This window comes from Paenirhodobacter sp. (assembly GCF_050177655.1).
Classification (GTDB): domain Bacteria; phylum Pseudomonadota; class Alphaproteobacteria; order Rhodobacterales; family Rhodobacteraceae; genus Rhodobacter.
Genome location: NZ_JBFXGV010000033.1, coordinates 1 through 12,620, shown reverse-complemented (window position 1 = coordinate 12,620; position 12,620 = coordinate 1). Strand labels below are relative to the sequence as shown.

At 63.6% G+C, this 12,620-nt stretch carries 23 protein-coding genes and 1 tRNA gene; 2 read left to right on the top strand and 22 right to left on the bottom strand.

What is annotated here, in order from left to right; all coding sequences use genetic code 11:
• Nucleotides 1-43 precede the first annotated feature (43 nt).
• The 7 genes from rplQ to rplO form a co-directional block, all read right to left on the bottom strand.
• A complete protein-coding gene (gene rplQ, locus AB7U46_RS12150; protein ID WP_428337240.1) occupies nucleotides 44-463 on the bottom strand; it encodes a 50S ribosomal protein L17 in 420 nt (139 codons plus the stop codon).
• Between the two features lie 141 nt (nucleotides 464-604).
• Entirely contained in the window at nucleotides 605-1,621 is a 1,017-nt protein-coding gene (locus AB7U46_RS12145) for a DNA-directed RNA polymerase subunit alpha (protein ID WP_428337239.1), read from the bottom strand.
• A 121-nt stretch (nucleotides 1,622-1,742) separates the two neighbouring features.
• Complete coding sequence (gene rpsK, locus AB7U46_RS12140) at nucleotides 1,743-2,132, bottom strand: 30S ribosomal protein S11 (RefSeq protein WP_428337238.1); 390 nt, start codon at nucleotides 2,130-2,132, stop codon at nucleotides 1,743-1,745.
• Between the two features lie 15 nt (nucleotides 2,133-2,147).
• Nucleotides 2,148-2,516 carry a 30S ribosomal protein S13 gene (gene rpsM, locus AB7U46_RS12135; protein WP_428337237.1) on the bottom strand — a complete coding sequence of 123 codons (369 nt, stop codon included), beginning with the start codon at nucleotides 2,514-2,516 and terminating at the stop codon, nucleotides 2,148-2,150.
• Nucleotides 2,517-2,690: 174 nt separating this feature from the next.
• The gene (locus AB7U46_RS12130; protein WP_428337236.1) at nucleotides 2,691-3,275 is read right to left on the bottom strand and encodes an adenylate kinase; all 585 of its coding nucleotides are present in this window, start codon (nucleotides 3,273-3,275) and stop codon (nucleotides 2,691-2,693) included.
• Between the two features lie 17 nt (nucleotides 3,276-3,292).
• A complete protein-coding gene (secY, locus tag AB7U46_RS12125) occupies nucleotides 3,293-4,654 on the bottom strand; it encodes a preprotein translocase subunit SecY (RefSeq protein WP_428337235.1) in 1,362 nt (453 codons plus the stop codon).
• A 103-nt stretch (nucleotides 4,655-4,757) separates the two neighbouring features.
• On the bottom strand, nucleotides 4,758-5,228 hold the full coding sequence (rplO, locus tag AB7U46_RS12120) for a 50S ribosomal protein L15 (RefSeq protein ID WP_428337234.1): 471 nt from the start codon (nucleotides 5,226-5,228) through the stop codon (nucleotides 4,758-4,760).
• Between the two features lie 203 nt (nucleotides 5,229-5,431).
• On the opposite strand from rplO, the gene AB7U46_RS12115 reads away from it, so the two are divergent.
• Nucleotides 5,432-5,896, top strand: a complete 465-nt coding sequence (locus AB7U46_RS12115; protein WP_428337233.1) for a hypothetical protein — start codon at nucleotides 5,432-5,434, stop codon at nucleotides 5,894-5,896.
• Nucleotides 5,897-5,971: 75 nt separating this feature from the next.
• On the opposite strand, the gene rpmD is transcribed toward AB7U46_RS12115, so the two are convergent.
• The 11 genes from rpmD to rpmC all read right to left on the bottom strand — a co-directional run bounded on the left by rpmD (nucleotide 5,972) and on the right by rpmC (nucleotide 10,276).
• Nucleotides 5,972-6,163, bottom strand: coding sequence for a 50S ribosomal protein L30 (gene rpmD, locus AB7U46_RS12110; RefSeq protein ID WP_428337232.1), 192 nt, complete (start codon nucleotides 6,161-6,163; stop codon nucleotides 5,972-5,974).
• 12 nt (nucleotides 6,164-6,175) lie between these two features.
• A complete protein-coding gene (rpsE, locus tag AB7U46_RS12105; RefSeq protein ID WP_428337231.1) occupies nucleotides 6,176-6,736 on the bottom strand; it encodes a 30S ribosomal protein S5 in 561 nt (186 codons plus the stop codon).
• Nucleotides 6,737-6,861: 125 nt separating this feature from the next.
• Nucleotides 6,862-7,221, bottom strand: a complete 360-nt coding sequence (gene rplR, locus AB7U46_RS12100) for a 50S ribosomal protein L18 (protein WP_428337230.1) — start codon at nucleotides 7,219-7,221, stop codon at nucleotides 6,862-6,864.
• 11 nt (nucleotides 7,222-7,232) lie between these two features.
• Complete coding sequence (rplF, locus tag AB7U46_RS12095) at nucleotides 7,233-7,766, bottom strand: 50S ribosomal protein L6 (RefSeq protein WP_428337229.1); 534 nt, start codon at nucleotides 7,764-7,766, stop codon at nucleotides 7,233-7,235.
• Nucleotides 7,767-7,776: 10 nt separating this feature from the next.
• The gene (gene rpsH / locus AB7U46_RS12090) at nucleotides 7,777-8,175 is read right to left on the bottom strand and encodes a 30S ribosomal protein S8 (protein WP_428337228.1); all 399 of its coding nucleotides are present in this window, start codon (nucleotides 8,173-8,175) and stop codon (nucleotides 7,777-7,779) included.
• 12 nt (nucleotides 8,176-8,187) lie between these two features.
• A complete protein-coding gene (rpsN, locus tag AB7U46_RS12085; RefSeq protein WP_420350586.1) occupies nucleotides 8,188-8,493 on the bottom strand; it encodes a 30S ribosomal protein S14 in 306 nt (101 codons plus the stop codon).
• A 15-nt stretch (nucleotides 8,494-8,508) separates the two neighbouring features.
• Nucleotides 8,509-9,069, bottom strand: a complete 561-nt coding sequence (gene rplE / locus AB7U46_RS12080; RefSeq protein WP_428337227.1) for a 50S ribosomal protein L5 — start codon at nucleotides 9,067-9,069, stop codon at nucleotides 8,509-8,511.
• Nucleotides 9,069-9,374 carry a 50S ribosomal protein L24 gene (gene rplX / locus AB7U46_RS12075; protein ID WP_428337226.1) on the bottom strand — a complete coding sequence of 102 codons (306 nt, stop codon included), beginning with the start codon at nucleotides 9,372-9,374 and terminating at the stop codon, nucleotides 9,069-9,071. Before rplX ends, rplE begins: the two co-directional genes overlap by 1 nt.
• Nucleotides 9,374-9,742 (bottom strand): 50S ribosomal protein L14, encoded by a 369-nt coding sequence (gene rplN, locus AB7U46_RS12070; protein ID WP_013066055.1) that lies wholly within the window; start codon nucleotides 9,740-9,742, stop codon nucleotides 9,374-9,376. The genes rplX and rplN overlap by 1 nt, the downstream gene beginning before the upstream one ends.
• 88 nt (nucleotides 9,743-9,830) lie before the next feature.
• Nucleotides 9,831-10,064 carry a 30S ribosomal protein S17 gene (rpsQ, locus tag AB7U46_RS12065; RefSeq protein WP_428337225.1) on the bottom strand — a complete coding sequence of 78 codons (234 nt, stop codon included), beginning with the start codon at nucleotides 10,062-10,064 and terminating at the stop codon, nucleotides 9,831-9,833.
• A gap of 11 nt (nucleotides 10,065-10,075) precedes the next feature.
• On the bottom strand, nucleotides 10,076-10,276 hold the full coding sequence (rpmC, locus tag AB7U46_RS12060) for a 50S ribosomal protein L29 (RefSeq protein WP_428337224.1): 201 nt from the start codon (nucleotides 10,274-10,276) through the stop codon (nucleotides 10,076-10,078).
• Nucleotides 10,277-10,520: 244 nt separating this feature from the next.
• Between rpmC and AB7U46_RS12055 the strand changes: the two genes are divergently transcribed.
• Nucleotides 10,521-10,594, top strand: a tRNA-Gln gene (locus AB7U46_RS12055).
• 156 nt (nucleotides 10,595-10,750) lie between these two features.
• Here AB7U46_RS12055 and rplP read toward each other — a convergent pair.
• Genes rplP through rpsS form a run of 4 tightly spaced genes read right to left on the bottom strand, consistent with a single transcriptional unit; the run spans nucleotide 10,751 to nucleotide 12,559 of the window.
• Nucleotides 10,751-11,164: a 50S ribosomal protein L16 gene (gene rplP, locus AB7U46_RS12050; protein ID WP_428337223.1), complete on the bottom strand. Its 414-nt coding sequence runs from the start codon at nucleotides 11,162-11,164 to the stop codon at nucleotides 10,751-10,753.
• A gap of 13 nt (nucleotides 11,165-11,177) precedes the next feature.
• Nucleotides 11,178-11,897 (bottom strand): 30S ribosomal protein S3, encoded by a 720-nt coding sequence (gene rpsC, locus AB7U46_RS12045; protein ID WP_428337222.1) that lies wholly within the window; start codon nucleotides 11,895-11,897, stop codon nucleotides 11,178-11,180.
• Nucleotides 11,897-12,277: a 50S ribosomal protein L22 gene (rplV, locus tag AB7U46_RS12040; RefSeq protein ID WP_428337221.1), complete on the bottom strand. Its 381-nt coding sequence runs from the start codon at nucleotides 12,275-12,277 to the stop codon at nucleotides 11,897-11,899. The genes rpsC and rplV overlap by 1 nt, the downstream gene beginning before the upstream one ends.
• A 3-nt stretch (nucleotides 12,278-12,280) precedes the next feature.
• Nucleotides 12,281-12,559: a 30S ribosomal protein S19 gene (rpsS, locus tag AB7U46_RS12035; RefSeq protein WP_428337220.1), complete on the bottom strand. Its 279-nt coding sequence runs from the start codon at nucleotides 12,557-12,559 to the stop codon at nucleotides 12,281-12,283.
• Nucleotides 12,560-12,620 lie beyond the last annotated feature (61 nt).

Here is a 12,620-nt window from a genome sequence, read left to right as displayed (position 1 = left end):
CCCGCCCAAGGGCGGGATTTCCGGCACTCCCGAGGGGGTGCGCTTATTCTTCGACGGCTTCTTCCGCGGCGAGGCGGGCCTTGTCGGCGGCGCCCTTGGCCGAGGTGTCGCGCTCGACGAATTCGATGATCGCCATCGGCGCCATGTCGCCATAGCGGAAGCCGGCCTTCAGCACGCGGACATAGCCGCCCTGACGGTCCTTGTAGCGCGGGCCGAGCACGTCGAACAGCTTCGCGACGTCCTTGTCTTCCTTGAGCATGGCAGCGGCCTGACGGCGCGCATGCAGATCACCGCGCTTCGCGAGGGTGATCAGCTTTTCCACCACCGGGCGGAGTTCCTTCGCCTTCGGCAGGGTGGTCTTGATCTGTTCGTGTTCGATGAGCGAACCGGCCATGTTCGCGAACAGCGCCTTGCGGTGTTCGTGGGTGCGGTTCAGGCGGCGATAGCCACGAGCGTGACGCATGATGTTTCTCCAATCTTCGCGTTTTGCTTTGTGTTGCGCCCCGTGCGTTGCGAGGTGCGTCGTTGGGGCATTTGCCCAAGGTTCCCGGCCCTTGCCGGCATTTCTGGGGGGCGTTTAGGCCACGCCCCCCGGATCTGTCAATCAGAACTGATCTTCGAAGCGCTTCGCGAGATCTTCGATGTTCTCCGGCGGCCAATCCTCGACTTCCATGCCGAGGTGCAGCCCCATCGAGGAGAGCACTTCCTTGATCTCGTTGAGCGACTTGCGGCCGAAGTTCGGGGTGCGGAGCATCTCGGCTTCGGTCTTCTGGATCAGATCGCCGATATAGACGATGTTGTCGTTCTTCAGGCAGTTCGCCGAACGGACCGACAGTTCCAGCTCGTCCACCTTCTTGAGGAGGAGCGGGTTGAACTCGAGCCCGTCTTCCGCGTCCTGCTTCGAAGCCGATTCGGGCTCTTCGAAGTTGACGAAGATGCTCAGCTGGTCCTGCAGGATGCGCGCGGCATAGGCCACGGCGTCCTCGGGGGTCAGCGAGCCGTCGGTTTCGATCTTCATCGTCAGCTTGTCGTAGTCGAGCACCTGGCCCTCGCGGGTCGGGGTGACTTCGTAGGCGACCTTCTTCACCGGAGAATAGATCGCGTCGATCGCGATCAGGCCGATCGGCGCATCTTCCGGCTTGTTCTTGTCGGCGGCGACGTAGCCCTTGCCGGTGTTCACGGTCAGCTCCATGAACAGATCGGCGCCATCGTCGAGATGGCAGATCACGTGATCCTTGTTCAGCACCTCGATGCCGGCCGATTCCGAGATGTCACCACCGGTGACGACGCCCGGGCCCTTGGCCGAGATCGACAGGCGCTTCGGCCCCTCGACGTCCATCTTGAGCGAGATGCCCTTGAGGTTGAGGATGATGTCGGTGACATCTTCCCGCACGCCCGCGACCGAGGAGAACTCGTGCAGAACGTTGTCGATCTGCACCGAGGTGATCGCGGCGCCCTGCAGCGACGACATCAGCACACGGCGCAGCGCATTGCCGAGGGTCAGACCGAAGCCGCGCTCGAGCGGTTCGGCGATCACCGTGGCCTGACGCTGCGGGTCGTTGCCGGCCTTGACGTCAAGCTGAGTCGGCTTGATCAGTTCGGCCCAATTCTTGTGGATCATGCGTTCTGCCTCCATACCTGTTCCGGTCCCATGTCCGAAGTCCGGAACGCCCGAGGAAAAAAACGAAAGCGACCGGGCCGCGCAGGGAGACCCCCACACGGCCCGATCGTGAAAGATGCGATCAGACGCGGCGACGCTTGGGCGGGCGGCAGCCGTTGTGCGCGATCGGGGTCACATCACGGATCGAGGTGATGTTGAGACCGACGGCGGCCAGCGCGCGCAGCGCCGACTCACGGCCCGAACCGGGGCCCTGCACTTCGACGTCGACGGTCTTGAGGCCGTGCTCCTGCGCCTTTTTGGCGGCGTCTTCGGCGGCCATCTGGGCGGCGTAGGGGGTCGACTTACGCGACCCCTTGAAGCCCATGGTGCCCGAGGACGACCACGAAATGGCGTTGCCCTGAACGTCCGAGATCAGGATCTTGGTGTTGTTGAACGAGGAGTTCACATGAACCACGCCGGCGGCGATGTTCTTGCGTTCCTTGCGCTTGACGCGGGTCTTGTCGCGAGCCATCTCTGAACCCTCCCCTTACTTCTTCTTGCCGGCGATCGGCTTGGCCGGGCCCTTGCGGGTACGGGCGTTGGTGTGGGTGCGCTGACCGCGAACCGGCAGGTTCTTGCGGTGACGCAGGCCGCGGTAGCAGCCGAGGTCCATCAGACGCTTGATGTTCATCGAGACTTCACGGCGCAGGTCGCCCTCGACGGTGAAGTTGGCGTCGATGTATTCGCGGATCGCGAGCACTTCGGCGTCCGACAGTTCGTTCACGCGACGGGTCGCGTCGATGCCGACGGCTTCGACGATCTGGTTCGCGAACATCGGGCCGATGCCGTGGATATAGGTGAGAGCGATCGGGACGCGTTTCCCGGTCGGAATATTGACGCCAGCAATACGTGCCAAGGCGGTATCCTTTTCGTTGCGGTTCCGTAGCGCCAGAACCTTTTTTCACAACTGCCCGGGCCGCGGCACGGGCGCTTCGTTCGCGCAGCCCCGGAAACCCGGGACTCGGGCGATTCTCTTGCGAGACGCCGTGACCTAGAGGGATTTCCCCTCCGGGTCAAGCGGCTTCTCGGGTCACTTGTCGTCGAGGATCTGCGCGATCGCGCCGGCCACCTCGTCGATCGGCGCGAGGCCGTCGACGGTGCACAGCTCGCCCGCGTGGTAGTAATAGCCGATCAGCGGCGAGGTGCTCTTGTAATAGGCGCGCAGCCGGTCGGCGAAAACCTCCGGATTGTCGTCGGCACGTACCGGCTGACCGGCGGCCCGGGCCTGTTCGGCACGGCCGACGATCCGCGCGATCAGCGCCTCGTCATCGACCACGAGCTGGATCACCGCATCGAGCTTCTGCCCCATCTTCGCAAGCAGCGCGCCAAGCGCGTCGGCCTGCGCGAGCGTGCGCGGGAAGCCGTCGAAGATGAAGCCGTTGCCGCCGCCGGCCTTCAGCTTTTCCTCGATCAGGCCGATGACGATCTCGTCGGTGACGAGCTGGCCACGGTCCATCACTTCGGCGACCTTCTTGCCCATTTCGGTGCCCGAGGTCTTGGCCTCGCGCAGCATGTCGCCGGTCGAAAGCTGCACCATGCCGCGCTCTTCCACGAGCTTTTGCGCCTGCGTGCCCTTGCCCGCGCCGGGCGGCCCCAGCAGAATGATGTTGGTCATCTCAATTCCCCCCGAGATCAGCGCCGCGACGGCGCTTTCTTTGCGCCCGACTTGCGCTTGCCGCGCAGCTGCGAACGCTCGATCAGCCCTTCGTATTGATGGGCCAGCAGATGCGATTGAACCTGGTTGATCGTGTCCATCGTGACCGAGACCACGATCAGCACCGAGGTGCCGCCGAAATAGAACGGGATCGAGAGCTGCGAGCGCAGGATCTCCGGCAGCAGGCAGACCGCGGCGAGATAGGCCGAACCGATCACCAGCACGCGGGCGACGACGTAGTCGAGGTAATCCTCGGTCTTCTTGCCCGGACGGATGCCGGGGATGAAGCCGCCCTGATTCTTCAGGTTGTCGGCGACCTCGTCCGATTTGAACGCCACGTTCGCGGTGTAGAAATAGGCGAAGAACACGATCATCGCCGTGAAGAAGGCGAGGTAGAGCGGCTGGCCCGGCCCGAAATAGGCGAGGATCGTCGACATCACCGGGCCCGACTGCGCGCCCGAGAAGGTCGAGATCGTGGTCGGCAGCAGCAGCAGCGAGGAGGCGAAGATCGCCGGGATCACGCCCGCCGGGTTGACCTTGATCGGCAGATGCGAGGAGCCGCCGTCATAGATCTTCATGCCCACCTGACGGCGGGGATACTGGATATGGATCTTGCGCAGCGCGCGTTCCATGAAGACGACGAAGGCGATGACCGCGATCACCATCACCATCACGCCGATGATGACGGCGGGCGAGATCGCACCGGTGCGGCCCTGCGCGAAGAAGCGCGCGAGCGCGGCGGGGATATTCGCCACGATGCCGACGAAGATGATGAGCGAGACGCCGTTGCCGATGCCGCGCGCGGTGATCTGCTCACCCAGCCACATCAGGAACATCGTGCCGCCGACCAGCGTGACGACGACCGAGATCAGGAAGAACATGCCCGGCGTATGCGCGAGGTCGCCCTTCTCGAGCGAGACGGCAAGGCCCCAAGCCTGGAACGTCGCCAGACCCACGGTCGCATAGCGGGTGATCTGGTTGATCTTCTTGCGGCCCTGCTCGCCCTCTTTCTTCATCTGCTCGAGCGACGGCACGAGCGCGGTGAGCAGCTGCACGATGATCGAGGCGGAGATATAGGGCATGATGCCGAGCGCGAAGATACCCATGCGGCCCAATGCGCCGCCGGTGAACATCGAGAGCATCCCGCCGAGACCGGCCGAGGCGCCCTCCATGAAGTCGCGCAGCGCCGCGGCGTCGATGCCGGGCACGGGGATGTAGGTGCCGAGGCGATAGATGATCAGCAGCCCGATGGTGAAGAAGATGCGTGCCCGCAGCTCGGTCGCCTTGCCCAAGGCCTCCCAGCTGAGGTTCGCCGCCATTTGCTCTGCAGCAGAAGCCATATGCCCGTCTCTTTCATGCAAGACGCCGCCGAACCGTTCCCCGGTCGGCGGCGCCTGGAAAACTGTTGCCTATGTAAGCGGGCCAAGGCCCGCCGACAACCGCTTATTCCGCGGCGGGGGTGGCAACGGTCAGCGTGCCACCGGCCTTTTCGACGGCCTCGATCGCGGCCTTCGAAGCGCCGGTCACGTTGAGCGCGACCTTCGTGGTGATCTCACCCTTCGCCAGCACGCGGATGCCGTCGAGCTTGCGGCGCACGAGGCCCGAAGCGACCAGCGCGTCTTCGGTGATCTCGGCGGTGGCGTCGAGCTTGCCGAGGCCGATGAACTTCTCGATCAGGCCGAGGTTCACGACGGCGAAGTCGAGGCGGTTCGGCTTGGTGAAGCCGCGCTTCGGCAGACGCCGGTAGAGGGGCATCTGGCCGCCTTCGTAGCCGCCGATGGCGACGCCCGAACGCGATTTCTGGCCCTTGATACCACGACCGGCGGTCTTGCCCTTGCCCGAACCCGGGCCGCGCGCAACGCGTTTGGCTTTCTTGGCGGCACCCGCGTTGTCGCGGAGTTCATTGAGTTTCATGTCGCTTCTCCTTTGCCGGAAACCCCCTCACAAGCGACAGAAGGGAGCACACGGCGTTTCTTGTTGATTCTGTGACAGCATGCCACCGGGGGGGCGTATAGAGCGCAGCCCCCGACAAATCAAGCCGCGCGATCGCTGGCCCTTCCGGGATTTCTCCCCTAGGGTCGCGGGGTAACCCTGTGTCCCCGTTCCAGAGCATTGACATGAAACACGTTTTTCTCGCCCTCTCCGCCCTCGCCCTGCTTGGCGCCTGCGCCGATGGCGGCCCGGGCGACACCACCGCACCCTATAGCGCCCAGACCTACGCCGCCCCCGGATATGCCGGCACGACGACGGCGCCCGCCGCGGCACCGGTGATGGCCCAGGTCGCCGCCCCCGCAGCAGCCCCCGTTGCCCCTGTGGCGACGACCGTGCCCCCGGTCGCCGCCTCCTATCCCGCGGTGTCCGCCTCCGCGCTGCGCAGCATCACCGCATCGCGCTACGTCGGCTTCAGCCTCTGGGACACCGAGGGCGGCTTCGAAAAGCAGATCGCGCGCAAGGCGAACCGCGCCTGCGACAGCCGCCCCTATCGCGAGATCCAGCGCATCCCCGGCGAGCGCGTCACCTACCATCGCTCCGGCGCTTACACCACTTATCAGCACTACACGATCACCCTGCAGTGCCTCTGAGCCCGCAGCACGACGCCAAAGCAAAACGCCCCGGCCTTGCGACCGGGGCGTTTCTCATTTCACTCTCGAACCGGCTCAGCCGCGCTCTTCGATGATCTTCACAAGATGCGAGATCTTGTTGACCATGCCGCGAACCGAGGGGGTGTCCTCGAGCTCACGAATGCGGCGGACCTTGTTCAGGCCAAGACCCTTGAGGGTCGCGGTCTGGATCGCGGGGCGACGGGCGGCCGAGGCCACCTGCTGCACGACGATGGTTTTCTTCGTCATTGGTCAGTCTCCTCAGGCTTCGGCCGAAGCTTCGACTTCGGGCTTGGCGAGGATGTCCGCCACCTTCTTGCCGCGGCGAGCCGCAACATGACGGGGCGAGGCTTCCTTCTTGAGGCCGTCGATGGTGGCGCGGATCATGTTGTAGGGGTTCTGCGACCCCAGCGACTTCGCCACGACGTCCTGCACACCGAGCATCTCGAAGACGGCGCGCATCGGACCACCGGCGATGATCCCGGTGCCGGGAACGGCGGTACGCATCACCACCTTGCCGGCGCCGTGACGGCCCTCGACGTCGTGGTGCAGCGTGCGGCCATCGCGCAGCGGCACGCGAACCAGCGAACGCTTCGCCTGTTCGGTCGCCTTGCGGATCGCTTCCGGCACTTCCTTGGCCTTGCCCTTGCCGAAACCGACGCGACCGCGCTGGTCACCGACGACGACGAGCGCGGCGAAGCCGAAGCGCTTACCACCCTTCACGGTCTTCGACACACGGTTGATCGCAACGAGGCGATCGGCGAATTCCGGGGTCTCTTCGCGCTCTTCGCGACGGCCCCGACGGTTTTCCCGCTCTGCCATAAGGCATTCCTTTCGTGATGGCGTGGTGTCACGCCGTTGGTTCCAATCCTGGTGAGCGGCCCCCTCGCGCCGAAGCGCAGGGCCGCTCCCGGATCATCGGGGGGACGCGGACGCCCCCCGCAGGCTCAGAACTTCAGACCGCCTTCGCGGGCCGCGTCGGCAAGCGCCTTGATCTTCCCGTGGAACAGGAAGCCGCCACGGTCGAAGTAGCACTCTTCGATACCCGCAGCCTTGGCACGCTCGGCGATCGCCGCGCCGATCTTGGCAGCGGCTTCGACGTTGTTCTTGCCGACGACGCCGAGATCCTTCTCGAGGGTCGACGCCGAAGCAATGGTGACACCCTTCACGTCGTCGATCAGCTGGACGCTGATGTTCTTCGACGAGCGATGCACCGACAGACGGGCACGGCCATTGGCCATGGCCCGCAGTTTGTTCCGCACGCGCAGGCGGCGCTTGAGGAACAGGTCTCTCTTGTTGTTCGCCATTTTGCGCCTCCTTACTTCTTCTTGCCTTCTTTGCGGAAGACGAACTCACCCTTGTAGCGGATGCCCTTGCCCTTGTAGGGCTCGGGGCGACGCCACTCGCGGATGTTCGCAGCCACCTGACCAACGAGCTGCTGGTCGATGCCTTCCACAGTGATTTCGGTCGGTTTGGCGGAGGTGACAGTCACCCCTTCCGGAACCTCGAAGTTGACTTCGTGCGAGTAGCCGAGCGACAGCTTCAGGATCTTGCCCTGCATCGCGGCGCGGTAACCCACGCCCTGGATCTCGAGCTCTTTCTTGAAGCCGGTGGTCACGCCGACGCCGAGATTTTCGATCATCGAACGCGCCATGCCCCACTGCTGACGGGCACGTTTGGAGGTGCCGCGCGGCGTCACGGTGACGGTATCGCCGTCAATCGTGAGCGTCACGTCGTCGGTGGCGGTGAAGCTGCGGGTGCCTTTCGGCCCCTTCACTTCGATGGTCTGGCCGTCGAGCTTGGCGGTGGTGCCAGCCGGCAGATGGACCGGTTTCTTACCAATACGAGACATCGGGCCCTCCTTAGAACACGGTGCAGAGCACTTCACCGCCGACATTGGCAGTGCGTGCGGCCGCGTCCGTCATGACGCCCTTGGGCGTGGAGACGATCGAGATGCCGAGGCCCTGACGGACCGACGGGATCTCCTTGACCGAGGCGTAGACGCGGCGACCGGGGGTCGAAACGCGCTTGAGCTCACGGATGACGGGGGTGCCCTCGAAATACTTCAGCGAGATTTCGAGTTCCGGCAGGCCCTTGCCGCCTTCCACCTTCTCATAGCCACGGATGTAGCCTTCCGCCGCAAGCACGTCGAGCACCCAGGCGCGCAGTTTCGACGCGGGGGTACGGACGGTGGACTTGCCGCGCAGTTGCGCGTTGCGGATGCGGGTCAGCATATCGCCGATAGGATCGTTCACAGACATTCCCGGTCTCCCTTACCAGCTCGACTTCACCATGCCGGGGATCTGGCCGAACGAAGCCAGTTCACGCAGCATGATCCGCGAGAGTTTGAGCTTACGGTAGTAAGCGTGGGGACGACCGGTGAGCTGGCAACGATTGTGCAGACGCACGGCCGACGAGTTGCGGGGCAGTTCCGCCAGCTTCAGGGTCGCCTTGAAGCGATCTTCCATCGGCAGGGACTGGTCTTCGATGATCGCTTTGAGCGAGGCGCGCTTGTTCGCATATTGCTTCACAAGCTTGGCGCGCTTCACTTCGCGTTCAACCATGGATTTCTTCGCCATAAATTCTCTCCGCGATCAGCTGTTGAACGGCATGTTGAAATGCTTCAACAGCGCCTTCGCTTCCGCATCCACCTGGCTGGTGGTACAGATGATGATGTCCATGCCGAGCACCTCGTCGACCTTGTCGAAGTCGATTTCGGGGAACACGATGTGCTCTTTCAGGCCCATCGCGTAGTTGCCGCGGCCGTCGAACGCCGTGCCCTTCACGCCGCGGAAGTCGCGGACGCGCGGGAGCGCGATGTTGATCAGACGATCGAGGAATTCATACATGCGGTCGCCACGGAGGGTCACCTTGCAGCCCAGCGGCATCTCTTCACGGACGCGGAAGCCGGCGATCGACTTCTTGGCGTGGGTGATGACAGCCTTCTGACCGGCGATGAGCGTCAGCTCCTCGGCGGCTTGCTTGACCTTCTTGGTGTCCTTGACGGCTTCGCCGACGCCCATGTTCAGGACGATCTTGTCCAGACGCGGGATCTGCATGTCGTTCTTGAAGCCGAACTCTTCTTTCAGAGCGGGCCGGATCTGCGACGTGTAGAGCGTCTTGAGACGCGGCGTGTAGGTGGCTTGGTCGAGCATCAGATCGCCTCCCCGGTGGTCTTGGCGAAACGGACCTTGGCCTCGCCTTCCATGCGGAAGCCGACGCGGGTCGCCTTGCCGTTGGCATCGACGAGCGCGAGGTTCGACAGGTCGATCGGCATCGCCTTGGCGATGCGGCCGCCCTGCGTGGTCTGCGACTGGCGGGTGTGGCGGATCGCCATGTTCACGCCTTCGACCACGGCCTTGTTGTCCTTGGGCATGACGGCGGTGATTTCGCCCTGCTTGCCCTTGTCCTTGCCGGTGAGCACGACGACCTTGTCGCCTTTGCGGAGTTTCGCAGCCATCACAGCACCTCCGGAGCGAGCGAGATGATCTTCATGAAGTTCTTCGCGCGCAGTTCGCGAACGACCGGCCCGAAGATACGGGTGCCGACCGGTTCGCCCTGGTTGTTCAGGATGACGGCGGCGTTGCGGTCGAAGCGGATGGCGGTGCCATCTTCGCGACGGACTTCCTTGGCGGTACGAACGACGACGGCCTTGCGGACGTCACCCTTCTTCACGCGGCCCTTCGGAATCGCTTCCTTGACCGACACCACGATGATGTCGCCCACGGATGCGTAGCGGCGGTGCGAACCGCCCAGAACCTTGATGCACTGAACTCGGCGAGCGCCGGAGTTGTCAGCGACATCCAGATTGGTCTGCATCTGGATCATTTGGTTTCTCCCGACCTTTGGAGACGTCCATGCAGCTGGCCGCCCCAGGGTTTCGATGAACTGTCAGTTCATCGCCGGGCCCGATAAATCAGGCCTCGACGACAACCTTCCAGCGCTTGGTTTTCGAGATCGGCGCGCATTCTTCGATGCGAACGGAGTCACCGGTCTTGAAAGTGTTTTCCGCGTCATGGGCGCGGTATTTCTTCGACTTCCGCACCGTCTTCTGGAGAAGCGGGTGCTTGAAACGGCGCTCGACGAGGACAGTGACCGTCTGGTCGTTCTTGTCCGAGGTCACGACGCCTTGGAGGATACGTTTGGGCATCGGAAGGCTCCTTACTTCGCGGCTTCAGCGGCTTTGGCGTTCAGCACCGTCTTCACGCGGGCGACGTCACGACGGACGGCGCGCATGCGGGCGGTGTTCTCGAGCTGGCCGGTGGCCTGCTGGAAGCGGAGATTGAAGGCTTCCTTCTTGAGCGCAACGAGCGCATCACGGAGCTCGTCAGGCGTCTTCGCCTTGAGTTCTTGGGCGTTCATCCCATGGTCCTTTCTTGGCACCGGAGGGCCCCGCTTGGGTGCAAATTGCACACTTGGGGTGACCCTGAGCCCGGTGGGTTATGTAGGCCCGCAAAAGCGGACCTGCGGCCTATACACCAGCCCCCCCCTGCTGGCAAGCCGAATCGCGGAAAACGCGGGAGGTGCATTTTTCTCGCAAAACCCGGTTGACGCGCGCCGCAGGGGAGGCTAGTTAGCCCGCGCCCGGCATGCTTCGCCGGCCTGTTGCCCTCTCGTCTAGCGGCAGGACGCCTGATTCTGACTCAGGTAAGCGTGGTTCGAATCCACGGAGGGCAGCCAACCTTCCCCCTCCCCGACATCGCGAGTCTTCGACAACGCCGCAGTCTGTGGCGTTTTTGCGCATTTGCGCGCCGCGTTCCATGCCCCCGGTGCGCCAGCAAAGGAAAAGGCCCCCCGATCGCTCGGAGGGCCTCGATTTCCTGCGGAAGAACCGGATTACCAGTCTTCGCGGGCGACGATGCGGCTCATCACCGGAAGCTTGTTCGCGCCGAGGCGGAGCGCCTCGCGGGCGACCACTTCCGACACGCCGTCGATCTCGAACATGATGCGGCCCGGCTTCACCTTGCACGCCCAGTAATCGACCGAACCCTTACCTTTACCCATACGGACTTCGGTGGGCTTCGACGAGACCGGCACATCCGGGAAGATCCGGATCCAGACGCGGCCCTGGCGCTTCATGTGACGGGTGATCGCACGACGCGCGGCTTCGATCTGGCGCGCGGTGACGCGTTCCGGTTCGGTGGCCTTGAGCGCGAAGGAGCCGAAGTTCAGGTTGAAGCCGCCCTTGGCTTCGCCGTGAATGCGGCCCTTGTGCTGTTTGCGGAATTTCGTCCGTTTCGGTTGCAGCATTGCTCTCTACTCCTCACCGGGCGTCGCGGTTGTCGCGGCGCGGACCGCGCGGAGCAGGACCGTCCTGCGCCTCGGCCTGCTTGCGATCGCGTGCCTGCGGATCATGTTCCATGATCTCGCCTTTGAAGATCCACACTTTCACGCCGATGATCCCGTAGGGGGTCGAGGCTTCCGAAAGCGCGTAGTCGATGTCGGCGCGCAGGGTATGCAGCGGCACACGGCCTTCGCGATACCACTCGGTACGGGCGATTTCCGCGCCGCCGAGACGGCCGGCAACGTTCACGCGGATACCAAGCGCACCCATGCGCATCGCGTTCTGCACCGCACGCTTCATCGCGCGACGGAACGAGACACGACGCTCGAGCTGCTGGGCGATCGACTCGGCGACGAGCTGAGCGTCGAGCTCGGGCTTGCGCACTTCGACGATGTTCAGGTGCAGTTCCGACTTCGTGAAATTCGCCAGCTTCTTGCGCAGGACTTCGATGTCCGCGCCTTTCTTGCCGATGATCACGCCCGGACGCGCGGCATAGATCGTGACGCGGCACTTCTTGTGCGGACGTTCGATCACGACGCGGCTGATGCCGGCCTGCTTGGCTTCCTCGTGGATGAAGTCGCGCATCTTGAGGTCTTCAAGAAGCAGGTTGCCATAGTCCTTCGACTCGGCGAACCAGCGGCTGTCCCAGGTGCGGTTGACCTGGAGACGCATCCCGATGGGGTTGACCTTCTGACCCATTACGCACGCTCCTCGATCTGACGCACCTTGATGGTGATTTCCGAAAACGGCTTCATGATCTTGCCGAACCGGCCGCGGGCACGCGGGCGGCCACGCTTCATCACCAGGTTCTTGCCGACCCAGGCTTCGGCGACGACGAGGCTGTCGACGTCGAGACCGTGGTTGTTCTCGGCATTGGCGATCGCCGACTGCAGGCACTTCTTCACGTCCTGCGCGATCCGCTTCTTCGAGAAGGTGAGGTCCGAGAGGGCCTTGTCCACCTTCTTGCCGCGGATCATGCCGGCGACGAGATTGAGCTTCTGCGGCGAGGTGCGGAGCATCTTCGCCTTGGCGAAAGCTTCGTTTTCCGCCACGCGGCGCGGATTGTTTTCCTTACCCATGGCTTACTTCCTTTTCGCTTTCTTGTCGGCGGCGTGACCGTAGTAGGTCCGGGTCGGCGAGTACTCGCCGAACTTCTGGCCGATCATTTCCTCGGTCACGTTGACCGGGATGTGCTTCTGACCGTTGTAGACGCCGAAGGTGAGCCCGACGAACTGCGGCAGGATGGTGGAGCGACGCGACCAGATCTTGATGACGTCGGCTTTGCCCGAAGCCCGCGCCTTCTCCGCCTTCTTCAGCAGATAGGCGTCGACGAAGGGGCCTTTCCAGATAGAACGTGCCATGTGTTAGCGACCCTTCTTGGCGTTGCGCGAACGGAGAATGTACTTGTCCGTCTTCTTGTTC